Annotated in this window: 10 protein-coding genes and 1 tRNA gene; 2 read left to right on the top strand and 9 right to left on the bottom strand. The window is 59.9% G+C overall.

The window, feature by feature from the left end; genetic code table 11:
* Positions 1-254: 254 nt before the first annotated feature.
* Positions 255-329 (top strand) — tRNA-Glu (locus ACQZ48_RS12850).
* A 127-nt stretch (positions 330-456) separates the two neighbouring features.
* Here ACQZ48_RS12850 and recJ read toward each other — a convergent pair.
* From recJ to ACQZ48_RS12875, 5 genes are all read right to left on the bottom strand, one after another.
* Positions 457-2265 carry a single-stranded-DNA-specific exonuclease RecJ gene (recJ, locus tag ACQZ48_RS12855; RefSeq protein ID WP_142912259.1) on the bottom strand — a complete coding sequence of 603 codons (1809 nt, stop codon included), beginning with the start codon at positions 2263-2265 and terminating at the stop codon, positions 457-459.
* A 97-nt stretch (positions 2266-2362) separates the two neighbouring features.
* Complete coding sequence (locus ACQZ48_RS12860; protein WP_003524853.1) at positions 2363-2587, bottom strand: hypothetical protein; 225 nt, start codon at positions 2585-2587, stop codon at positions 2363-2365.
* A 186-nt stretch (positions 2588-2773) separates the two neighbouring features.
* Positions 2774-4084, bottom strand: a complete 1311-nt coding sequence (locus tag ACQZ48_RS12865) for a homoserine dehydrogenase (RefSeq protein ID WP_191218579.1) — start codon at positions 4082-4084, stop codon at positions 2774-2776.
* A 60-nt stretch (positions 4085-4144) separates the two neighbouring features.
* On the bottom strand, positions 4145-5365 hold the full coding sequence (locus tag ACQZ48_RS12870; RefSeq protein WP_077982236.1) for an LL-diaminopimelate aminotransferase: 1221 nt from the start codon (positions 5363-5365) through the stop codon (positions 4145-4147).
* Positions 5366-5658: 293 nt separating this feature from the next.
* The gene (locus tag ACQZ48_RS12875; RefSeq protein ID WP_077982911.1) at positions 5659-6618 is read right to left on the bottom strand and encodes a nucleoside hydrolase; all 960 of its coding nucleotides are present in this window, start codon (positions 6616-6618) and stop codon (positions 5659-5661) included.
* 183 nt (positions 6619-6801) lie between these two features.
* Here ACQZ48_RS12875 and ACQZ48_RS12880 point away from each other — a divergent pair, with 183 nt between their 5' ends.
* The gene (locus tag ACQZ48_RS12880) at positions 6802-7605 is read left to right on the top strand and encodes a TSUP family transporter (RefSeq protein ID WP_137410423.1); all 804 of its coding nucleotides are present in this window, start codon (positions 6802-6804) and stop codon (positions 7603-7605) included.
* Positions 7606-7637: 32 nt separating this feature from the next.
* Here the strand turns inward: ACQZ48_RS12880 and ACQZ48_RS12885 are convergent, their stop codons facing one another.
* The 4 genes from ACQZ48_RS12885 to ACQZ48_RS12900 form a co-directional block, all read right to left on the bottom strand.
* Positions 7638-8333 (bottom strand): hypothetical protein, encoded by a 696-nt coding sequence (locus tag ACQZ48_RS12885; protein WP_035240634.1) that lies wholly within the window; start codon positions 8331-8333, stop codon positions 7638-7640.
* Positions 8334-8613: 280 nt separating this feature from the next.
* Complete coding sequence (locus ACQZ48_RS12890) at positions 8614-9543, bottom strand: lipid A biosynthesis lauroyl acyltransferase (RefSeq protein WP_374636842.1); 930 nt, start codon at positions 9541-9543, stop codon at positions 8614-8616.
* A 5-nt stretch (positions 9544-9548) separates the two neighbouring features.
* The gene (locus tag ACQZ48_RS12895) at positions 9549-10577 is read right to left on the bottom strand and encodes a zinc-binding dehydrogenase (protein ID WP_077982233.1); all 1029 of its coding nucleotides are present in this window, start codon (positions 10575-10577) and stop codon (positions 9549-9551) included.
* Between the two features lie 141 nt (positions 10578-10718).
* On the bottom strand, positions 10719-12002 hold the full coding sequence (locus ACQZ48_RS12900) for a beta-ketoacyl-ACP synthase (protein ID WP_077982232.1): 1284 nt from the start codon (positions 12000-12002) through the stop codon (positions 10719-10721).
* Positions 12003-12008 lie beyond the last annotated feature (6 nt).

Here is a 12008-nt window from a genome sequence, read left to right on the forward strand (position 1 = left end):
GCGGTTCTGTTTGGCAGGCAGCAGATGCCAGCTAAGGGTTGGAAAAGCGCTCCCCGGGCCTTCCACGAGGCATGAAGGCATTGCCGACGCGCCGCGATAGCGGCGATATTTCAAGGCTTTGGCCGGTTCCAGCGCAGTTTTCCACAGCCTTTCCGTCCTCCATAAAAAAACTCGTCACGAAGCGAGAAAAATCGATTTTTCCGCTTGCGGAGCAACGGGAGCCTGACTATAAGGGCGCCACACCACAAGCGCACGCGCCCTTCGTCTATCGGTTAGGACGTCAGATTTTCATTCTGAAAAGAGGGGTTCGACTCCCCTAGGGCGTGCCACTTGCTTTTCCTTGAAAATCAGTGACCTGCATTAGAATCCTCACGCGATGCGTGAGAATGAAGACGCATACCGTTTTCGGCGGTCAGTAAGCTTTTCCCTAAAATGGAAGTTTGATCCGCAGCCCCGTCAGGGTGCGAAAGCCGCGTCCAGTACGCGCAGCTGCACACGCCTCTGGCCCTGCCAGAGATCGGCCCCCACCGTGCCTGCGACGTGAATGTTCCTGCCACGTGCATTCAGCAGCATCTGCCCCAGAGGCGCTTCTGCGGCGCGAAACGCGATGCCGTCCAGCCGCGAGCCATCCATGGCCTCCAGCGTGATTTTGACGTGCGCTGTGCCCACAAGCCTTACATCGCGCAGGCGATGCGCCGGCACGGCAAAAACCGGCTGCGAGTGGCCTGATCCGTAAGGACCGGCCTGTTCCAGCTGGTCGACAAGCTGCAATGTCGCGCCTGATGCGCCGATGGCGCCATCGATCTTCAGCACGCTGCTTTGCACCAGCTCGTTCACCGTCTTTGCGGCCGCTTCCTCGAAGAATGTCCTGAGCTTGCCGAGATTGGCGCGCTCCACCGTCAGTCCGGCCGCCATGGCATGGCCGCCGCCCTTGACCAGCAACCCAGCCTCCACGGCGGCGCGCACCATGCGCCCCATATCGAAGCCGTTGATCGAGCGACCCGAGCCGGTGCCCTTGCCGGAGGGATCGAAGGCAATGGCGAAGGCTGGACGACGGAAACGGTCCTTCAGACGCGAGGCAAGCAATCCGACAATACCCGGATGCCAGTTTTCCCGGGCGGTGACGATGACGCCCGCACCGGAGCCGTCGCCATATTCGAACAGCGCCTCGGCTTCGGCCTCCGCCAGCATCGCCGCTTCCATGGCCTGCCGCTCGCGGTTCAGCTCATCCAGCCGCTCGGCAATGACCTCGGCCTGCGAGGAATCATCAATCGTCAACAAACGACTGCCAAGCGCGGCATCGCCAATGCGGCCGCCGGCATTGATGCGCGGCCCGATCAGGAAACCGAAATGATAGGGGGTCACAGGCCCGCCGAGCCCCGCCTTCTTGAACAGCGCCGCAAGTCCCGCATTGTTCATGTGCCGTGCGGCAATCAGCCCCTTCACCACATAAGCGCGGTTCAGCCCCTTCAGCGGCACCACGTCGCAGACCGTCGCAAGCGCGACGATATCAAGCAGCGACAGCAGATCGAGCGTGAAGGCCTGCCGGTTGCGTCTGTCCTTCAGCAGCCGCAACGTGGCCACCAGCACCAGAAACACCACACCGGCGGCACAGAGATGCCCCTGCCCCGACAGATCGTCCTCGCGATTGGGATTGACCAGCGCCACCGCTGGCGGCAATTCCGTGCCGACCTGATGGTGGTCGATCACCACCACATCCGTTCCGGCGTCCTTTGCGGCCTGAAGCGACTCATGACTGGTGGAACCGCAGTCGACGGTGACGATCAGCGTCGCGCCATTGGCGGCCAGCTGCTGCATTGCCGCCGGGTTCGGCCCGTACCCTTCAAAAATGCGGTCGGGAATATAGATTTCCGGCATCAACTCGAAATGCGCGAGAAAGCGATACATCAGCGCCGAAGAGGCAGCGCCATCAACATCGTAATCGCCGAATATCGCCACCTTCTCGCCGGTCTCGATGGCACGCACCAGCCTTTCGGCGGCCTTTTCGCAATCGGTCAGCATATGCGGATCGGGCATCAGCGAACGAATGGTCGGATCGAGGAACGCCAAAGCGTCATCGACGCCCACGCCGCGCCCGGCCAGCACCCGCGCAATCAATTCGGGAATCCCATGGACCTGAGACATCGCCAGCGCGCGGTTCTGCCCGGCCTGATCCAGCCGCGATACCCAGCGCTGTTCTGTCGCCGACCGCTCCACGCTTAGAAATGCGCGGGCCACGGTATCGGCCGGCTCCAACATTGCCATCCTGTCCCTTCATCTTCTCATGCGCGTTCCGCGCCTTGGTTAGAACGGGCTAAATGGCGAAGGCGTGTTTTTCAAGCAAAAACGCGCCTTGACGGAGTCACACCGAAAAAATCGAGAAAAACGGGCTGACGATTGAGACGGCGCCGACCAGCAGCAGCAACGAAAAGACCGCGAGCGAACACCAATTGCGCTCATGCTCCCCCATGTCGAATTCCATGCTGCGAATATTGTCGTTGGCATTGTGAGGCCGCGCCCGGTGATGGGCGGCTGCAACACCTGCGCGCTTATTGTCCTTGAACAGGATGATCGATGTCACGGCCACGCCTCCCTCGCTTGGTGAACGGATTGACCATAGTGCCGAATCGCCTTGTTTTCCAGCGTTTCCGATGCCTTCCCCTCAAATTTTATGGGTGCCCGACGACCGGCGTGATGCCGGCTGCAATACAACGAAAAACCGCGCCTCCATCTGGAAGCGCGGCTTTTGATGTCATCAAAATAATGAAACGGCTCAGGTCCGCTCGATGCGGATGACCTGCGGCTCGCTGACGAGATATTTCTCGTTCTTGATCGCCTTCACCGCCTTGCGGATCGCATCCTCCATCGTCGCATGGGTGACGAGGATGATGGTCTGCGGCGCGCCTTCCACATGCACGCGCTGGCGCTGCACGATGGATTCGAGCGAGATGTTGTTATCCGCCATGCGGGTGGCGATGGAGGCGAAGACGCCAGCCTGATCCTTCACCGTCAGGCGAATGAAATAACCGCCCTCATGGCTTTTCATCTTGGCGCGACGATATTCCGTCAGCGATTTCGCCGGACGTCCGAGAACCGGCACCTGCTGGGCGCCCGGACGGCTCTTGGCGATATCGGCAATGTCGCCCAGTACGGCGGAGGCCGTGGCGTTGCCGCCCGCACCCGGGCCAACCATCAGCAATTCCCCGAGAATGTCGGATTCGATCGCCACCGCATTGGTGACGCCATCCACCTGGGCGATAACGGAATCGAGCGGCACCATGGTCGGATGCACGCGCTGTTCGATGCCGGATTCGGTCACCTGCGCCACGCCGAGAAGCTTGATGCGGTAACCGAGTTCGGCGGCCGCCTGAATGTCCTCGCTGGAAATATTGGTGATGCCTTCCAGATAGATATCGCCGGCCGAAATCTTGTTGCCGAAGGCAAGCGTTGTCAGAATGGCAAGCTTGTGGGCTGTGTCGTTACCCTCGATATCGAAAGCCGGATCGGCTTCGGCATAACCCAGCCGCTGCGCTTCTTTCAGGCACGCCTCAAAGGACAGCCCTTCCTTCTCCATCTTGGTCAGGATGTAGTTGCAGGTGCCGTTCATGATGCCGTAGATGCGCGACACATGGTTGCCGGTGAGAGACTCACGCAGCGCCTTGATGACGGGGATACCGCCGGCCACCGCTGCTTCGAAGTTTAGCAGCGCGCCCTTGTCTTCGGCAAGGGTCGCCAGTTCGACGCCGTGCTTGGCCAGCAGCGCCTTATTGGCCGTCACCACATGGAGACCGCGGGCGAGTGCGGCGCGCACCGCATTTTCCGCCTGGCCGGAAGCGCCGCCGACCAGTTCGACGAACACGTCGATATCGGCTTCGCTCGCCATCTGCTCCGGCGTGTCGAACCAGGTAATACCCTTGAGATCAATGCCGCGGTCGCGCGAACGATCGCGCGCGCTCACCGCAATAATCTCAATCGCGCGTCCGCAGGTAATCGCAAGTTCGTTGCTTCTCTGCTGGAGGATGCGCACGAGCGAAGCGCCGACAGTGCCGAGCCCCGCTATGCCGATTCTCAATGAATCTGCCATGGGTATGTTCCTGATTGCTGGTGATGGTGGCGGCCGAGGCCCGGCCGCCTTCGGTTGCCCTTATCTGTGGGCGTTCAGCGAAACGACATTGTGCATCGTTTCGTCTGCGCTCGACAGGAAACGCTTCAGATTGCGCGCTGCCTGACGAATTCGATGCTCGTTTTCCACGAGCGCGAGACGGACGTAATCATCGCCCATTTCGCCAAAGCCGATGCCGGGAGCAACGGCGATATCTGCCTTCTCGACCAGTAGCTTGGAGAATTCCAGGCTGCCGAGATGGCGGAATTTTTCCGGGATTTTCGCCCAGGCGAACATGGTCGCCGCCGGCGGCGGAACCTCGAAACCGGCCTTGCCGAACGTGTCGACCATGACGTCGCGGCGGCGGCGATAAACGCTGCGCACTTCCGCGATGTCGGAGCCGTCGCCATTCAGCGCATGCGTCGCCGCAACCTGGATCGGCGTGAAGGCGCCGTAATCGAGATAGGACTTCACCCGCGTCAGCGCCGCGATCAGACGCTCGTTGCCGACGGCAAAGCCCATGCGCCAGCCGGGCATGGAGAAGGTCTTCGACATGGAGGTGAACTCCACCGCGACATCGATGGCGCCGGGAACTTCGAGAACCGAAGGCGGCGGATTGTTGTCGTCGAAGTAGATTTCCGAATAGGCAAGGTCGGACAGCACGATGATCTCGTGCTTCTTCGCAAAAGCGATCACGTCCTTGTAGAAATCGAGCGAGGCGACATGCGCCGTCGGGTTTGACGGGTAGTTGACGATCAGCGCCAGCGGCTTCGGGATGGAGTGGCGCACGGCGCGCTCCAGCGGTCCGAAGAAGCTGTCGTCAGGCTCGACATTCATCGAGCGGATAACGCCGCCCGCCATCAGGAAGCCGAAGGCATGGATCGGATAGGTGGGGTTCGGACACAGGATCACGTCACCCGGCGCGGTAATGGCCTGCGCCATATTGGCGAAGCCTTCCTTGGAGCCGAGGGTCGCGACGACCTGCGTATCGGGGTTCAGCTTGACGCCGAAACGGCGGGCATAATAGGCGGCCTGCGCGCGGCGAAGGCCGGGAATGCCCTTGGACGAGGAATAACGATGGGTGCGCGGATCCTGGACGACCTCGCAAAGCTTGTCGACAATGGCCTTCGGAGTCGGAAGGTCGGGATTGCCCATGCCGAGATCGATGATATCGGCCCCGGCCGCTCGCGCGCTCGCTTTCAAACGGTTGACCTGTTCGAAGACGTATTGCGGCAGACGCCGGACCTTGTGAAACTCTTCCATCACTTTCCTCATGGGAATGGACCGGTTCCACCGGCCCATAACGAAGGTTCGTTTTTTGTTTTTAAACGCCGCCGACACGAACCGACCCGGCAGGCGTTATTCATTGTAGCGCAAAGAACGGGAAAACCTACAAGGCTTTTCTCGGCCCACGCTGCATAACGGTGATCCGCCCGTCCTTCCGGTTCGGCCTTCGCAGCCCTTCCCGCAAGGCAGATCGCGCACTATGATCAGGGAACTTGCATAACGCCAGATTCTTGGAAAATGCAAGGCAAGCCATGCTCAAGAACGGCCCTTCAGCCGCGCTCACCCTTCACAATTGCCGCACGGATGACCGAAAGTACGCGTTCCGGCTCGATATCCGTGCAGATAAGCTGGCTTGGATGCCCGTCCCAGTCGCCCGGCGGAAAAGCGCGGCCATCCGGTTTCTGGATCGTCTGGCCGTCGGCAAGTCCGCCGCAGACGACGCGCACCGGGCCGCTGCGGGTGGTAAACAGTTCCGGTGCAACGAGATAAACACAGGCGCAGCTATCATGCACCACCATGCCGTCGCCGGTCCGGGTCTTGTAGAAATCGATATAGAACTGCGACAGGTCGGAAAGCAACTGCACGGGCTTGCCGCCAGCCTCCGCCATCTCCGCCATGAAGGCGCTTGTCATCACGGTTTTTGTCGTCACGTCGAGACCGACGACGGTGACGCGCCAGGGCGCGGTAAAGACAAGGTCGGCCGCTTCCGGATCGCCATGAATATTCGCCTCGGCCGCCGGCGAGACATTGCCGTTCATGTCGAAGGCGCCGCCCATGACGATGACGTCCTTGACCAGCGCGGCGAAATCCGGTTCCTCACGCAGTGCCAGCGCCAGATTGGTCATGCGGCCGACCGCGATCAGCGTCACCTCACCGGGATAGGCCTTCACCGTCTCAATGATAAAGCGATGGGCCGGGCGCGGATCGAGCGGCAGATCGATGGTTTCAGGGATATCGATATCGCCGAGGCCGTTTTCGCCGTGGATGAAGGTCGGCCAATGGCCTTCCTTGCGGGCAGGATCGAAGGTCACCCCGGCGCCTCTCGCCACCGGTGCATTCATCTGCCATTCCCGTTTGAGAAAGAGTGCATTGCGGGTGGTGATATCGATGGGGGCGTTGCCGAAAACCGTGGTGACGCCGATCAGATCGATATCGGGGTGACGATGCAGGAACAGAAGCGCCATGGCGTCGTCCACACCGGGATCCGTATCGAATATCACTTTATGCATAATGTCCTCATCCATATGTCTCAAGCGCCATCCGCTTCTTCCGGCGACGCGCCACGGAAACATAACGATAAGCGGCAACACCGCAATCCCCCCGCAAGCGGCATGTCATGCAGAAAAATATTGCGTGGCAGTCTTTTCAGTGAAAGAAGAAGCCCTCTCCCGCCGCCTGCCCGGACATCCCCAGTGCAAGACATCGCCCTCAACGTTTTTCTCGTCCTTTTCTGCGTCGCCATCTTTGCCGGCTTTATCGATTCCATCGCCGGCGGCGGCGGTCTCATCGTCATTCCGGCAATGATGATCATGGGAATTGCCCCACTCGATACGCTCGGCACCAACAAGCTGCAGGCCCAGTTCGGTTCCGCCTCTGCGACACTGGCCTATGCGAGACGAGGCCACGTGAACCTCAAAGAGCAACTGCCTATGGCGCTGATGGCCATGGCCGGCGGAATGCTCGGTGCGCTGACAGCCGCCTTCGTGCCAGCCGATCTGATGCGCGCCGTCATGCCGTTCCTGTTGATTGCGATCGCGCTTTATTTCGCCTTCAAGCCGCAACTCAGCGATATCGACAGCCATCGCCGCATCACGCCCTTCGTGTTCGGGCTTGCGGTCGCACCGCTGATCGGTTTTTACGATGGTGTTTTCGGCCCCGGCGCAGGGTCTTTTTACATGCTGGCCTTTGTGAGCCTTGCCGGCTTCGGAATGCTGAAGGCGACCGCCCACACGAAGCTTCTCAACCTCGGTTCGAATTTCGGCGGTTTTCTCGTCTTTGCAATGGGTGGTGCGGTTTTGTGGAAGCTCGGTCTCGCCATGGGCGTCGGCCAGTTCATCGGCGCACAGATCGGCTCCCGCTTCGCGATGAAAAACGGTGCGAAGATCATCCGCCCGCTGCTGGTGCTTTCCTGCCTGGCCATGGCGATGAAGCTTCTTGTCGACGCTTCATCCGCGTGGTCCATCGCGACGATATGGGAAACGATATTCCCGAAATAAAAGGGATTGTCGTCAGAGACAGGCGTATAACGTCACGCCGTGGCGCGGCGTCTGCGGTCCTCGATTTCGCGGATGACGACCATGGCGCCGACAAGCTTGTAGGCAGATGAGTAACACGGCGACATTTCCAACGATTTCACGATCGTGCGACCGTTCTGGTCTTCCGCGTAGGTATACTTCGACGTATCGCCCTTGAAACAATTATCCAGCTTGTCTCTGAGGTCGTTCTGGAAACGGTGAACGCCAACCAGTTCAGCAATATGGCACCCCACAAGACCTTCCGGCGCATTGCGCTGAAATGCGTCGAGAGAATTGGCGAACGAGACGCGATAACCAGGCGTAACGATCACAACGGGATCATCCAGATCGTTCAGCATGTCTTCATCGAGGATCAGGTGGCGATGGTGCCACTCCAGCGTGTCCTCGTCCTCGTCACCAACGACTTTGGCCTTCGAAGGCATGCCGACGTAACGATCAACGAGCGTCCGCAGAAGCTCGGAGTTGCGCTGCACGCAGCCAAGGTCTTCCGCCTCGTGGTTGAGGAGATCGATGGCAAAACGGAACTGCTCGCGAATATCTTCGGAATTTTCTGTCTTGCGTCCGACAACCCGCTCGAGGAGCTGTTCCAGTTCACGCTCCAGCACGGCAATCTTGTCGGCTTCGTTTTTACCAACGGCAGATTGCAGTTCCGTATAACGCAGCCAGAACAACTCAATCAAATCTTTCAACCCAACTCTCCCTGAACGGGCATAACCCCCGCTACCTATGCGAACGGATTAACCCTTTGCCCCTCGATTATAGCGTCTTTGCGCTTAAAAATGACGTAACGAAACGCGGGAACGCCGCGGGGATTGTTGTCCAAAATATCACAGCAGCCGCTAATTTTTCAATTTCGATAATCCATGAACGAAAAATGAGGTTCCGCTAATATGGAAAAATATCGAAATGCATCATTCTCCGGCCGAATGTCGTAAAAATCGTACAAACTCCGGCCGCACCACAATGAACTCAAATCTGGTGCTTCACATCCCACCGGTCGTGATACCACAGCCATTGTCCGGGGTATTCGCGCACCCAGCTTTCCACCTTGTCGTTCAGAAGCTGCGCCGTCGCCTGAATATCGACATTGCCCTTCTCATCGCGCGGAATTTCAACCTTGGGCTCTATTTCCAGCCTGTAGCGATTGTCGGGAAGACGCACGCAACGGGCCGGATACACATCGCAGTTGAATTGCCGCACCAGCTTGGCAAGCAGCGGATTGGTGCGAACTTCAAGGCCGAAGAACTTCGTCGTCAGGCCCTTTCCGAATTTCTGGTCGACGAGCACGCCGACACCACCGCCCTTTTCCAGCTGCCGCGCAAGCGCGAAGGAGGAACCGGCATGCGAGGGCACAAGATTGCCCATGCGTTCCTTGCGGAAATTGAACACCTTGTCGGCCACGAAAGGATTGTTCGGCGGCCGGAACAGTACCGTTACATCGAGACCGAAAGCCGAGCCGGCAACCGGCAAGAGCTCGAAATTGCCGCTATGGGCGGTAAAGACGATGAAGGGCCGAGGATTGTCGCGCAGCTCGAGGAAGGTCGGAATGCCCTCGACCTCGATGCGGCCCGGCTTGTTCTTTTCCGGATCGAAATCGAACAGCCGGTCTAGGAATACATATTCCGCCGCAAGCCGGCCCATATTGGCCCAGCTATCCATGGCGATCTCAAGCCGCTCCTCCTCGGATTTCTCCGGGAAGGCGCGGGCCAGATTGTAAAGCATCAGTTTGTGGCGCCCGGTTTTCGGCCCCACCCAGCGCGCCAGCCGGTCGGCGGCGCGAATGCCGGCATCGGCGGGAAAAAGCTTCAGCAGGTTGAGGAGGCCAAAGGCGAGCGTCGCAATCAGCCACTGCCGGAAGTGGTCCAGTTTCAGGACAATCCGTGTCAGGAACAGCTTCAAGATGCTCAGTCCATTCGCAGAACGATCTTGCCGAATACCTGGCGCGTTTCCATGCGCTCCAGTGCCCGGTCGATATCGTCGAAGGTGACTTCCGTGTCGATGACGGGATGAACGATGCCGCGTGCCATCTTCTGCATGGCATTGGCCATGTTTTCCATGCGGCAGCCGAAGGAGCCGAGCAGCTTCAGCTGCTGCTGGAACAGCATCATCAGATTGATTTCGGTGGAAACGCCCGAGGTAGAGCCGCAGGTGACGAGACGGCCGCCACGCTTCAGCGAGAACATCGAGGCGACAAAAGTGTCTTTGCCAACATGTTCGAAGACAACATCGACACCCTTCTTTTTCGTCAGCTTGCGCACGACGCCTTCGAAACGGTCGGTCCGGTAGTTGATGACATGATCGGCCCCGAGCGCCTTCGCCCGTTCGATCTTGTCGTCGGAACCGACTGTGGTGATGACGGTGCAGCCCATCTTCTTGGCAAGCTGAATGGCCGCCGTGCCGATGCCGGAACCGCCGGCATGGATGAGAATGGTTTCGCCCGGCTCAAGCTTGGCATTGTCGAACAGCATGTGCTCCACGGTGCCGAAAGTGACCGGTGCGAGCGCCGCCGCAACGGCGTCAATGCCATGCGGTGCCGGCACGAGCTGGCGGGCTGGAATATTCATCTTTTCCTGCGCGAAACCATCGAGATGGAAACCGTGAACGCCCTGGACATGTTCGCACAGATTGTCGCGGCCTTCGCGGCAGGGCTTGCACAGCCCGCAGGTGCGCGCGCCATAGACCGAGACCAGCTGGCCCGGCAGCACGTTGGAAACGCCGGGGCCGATGGCCTCGACCACGCCGGAGGCTTCCGCACCGATGGTGAGCGGCATCTTGCGCTTGGCGAAAGCCATGCCGCGCCAGCCCCACACGTCGATATGATTGAGCGCCACGGCCTTGACGCGCAGCGTCACCTCGCCCGGGCCCGGAGCGTCCGGTTCGGGCAGGTCCACTTTTTCGAGCTTCCGGTCGTCGACGAGTTGAAGAGCGCGCATATATCAGTCCTTCGCCCGAAGGCGTTACCTAAAATCATTCCAGCAAAACTCTGTAACGGTTTTGCGGCTGGAATGCGAAATCAAAGAAACGGGCGCGTTTCCGCAAGTCATTCGGAAACGCCCCTGTTGTAACGGAACCGGTTAAGCCGGTTCGCGCGTCATGACAAGGCTTGCGTTCTGCCCGCCAAACCCGAAGGAGTTGGACAGAACCGCACCCACCTCAGCATCCCGCTTCACATTCGGCACCACGTCGAGCGTGATGGTTGGATCGGGATTGTTGTAGTTGATCGTCGGCGGCAGGGTGCCGGTCAGCATGGTCTGCAGTGAGAACACGGCTTCAACAGCACCTGCGGCGGTGAGCGTATGGCCGATCATCGACTTGTTGGAGGACAGCGGAATGTTCTTCAGGCCTTCACCGAAGACGGCCAGCATCGAACCGTATTCCATCTTGTCATTCTCAGGCGTCGAGGTGCCGTGGGCATTGATGTAACCAATGTCGCTTTCGGCCACGCCCGCATCGGCCAGTGCCGCACGGATCGTCGCAATCGCCGGACCGCCGTCGGGCGACGAGCGTGTGCGGTGGAAGCTGTCAGCTTTTTCGCCGGCGCCCTTGATGATGCCGAGAACCTTCGCGCCGCGAGCGACGGCGGCTTCGAGCGATTCCAGCACAAGCGTTGCCGCACCTTCGGCAATCACGAAACCGTCGCGGTCCTTGCTGAATGGCTTGGAGGCCTTTTCCGGCGGCTCGTTCTGGGTCGAAAGCGCAGACAGCAGCGAGAAGCGGATCAGCGCCTCGGCACTGACGGAACCGTCAGTCGCAACCGTCAGCGCCCGTTCGGTGCGACCCTGACGGATCGCCTCGACGCCGAGCTGGATCGCGGTCGCGCCGGATGCGCAGGCGGTGGAAAGCGTGACCGGCAGGCCGCGCGTGCCAAAGCGGTCGGAGAGGCGCTCGGAAATCGCGCCGAACAGGGCAGCTTCCTGGAATGCCGGGTCGGGACGCTGGCGGAACGCCGTCAGGAACCGTTCATAGGCGTCACCCGGCTGGGCGGCCGGCGGAGACCGGTCGGCAAGCTCGAAACGGGCGCTCCACTCCGGCTCGATCGGCGGCGCTGCGAGAAACAGCGGCCCATTGAAATCACCGGAGATACCGGCCTGCGCCAGCGCCTCGATGGTGGTTTCGCGCGCAAAGGCATAAGAACGCTCGACGGAATTCGGAACCGGGATATCGATGAAATCCACCGTGCCGCTGATGCGGGTCGAAAGCCCCTCCGTCGGGAAACGGGTGATCTTGTGAATGCCCGATTTGCCCGATGTCAACGCCGCCCAGTTATCGGCAAGCCCCTGCCCGAGCGAGGTGATAATGCCCATGCCGGTGACAGCGACGATGGGACGACCGAGATGATCCCTGAAGTTGGAAGCCATGGTCTT

Source organism: Agrobacterium sp. 22-209-1 (genome assembly GCF_053522485.1).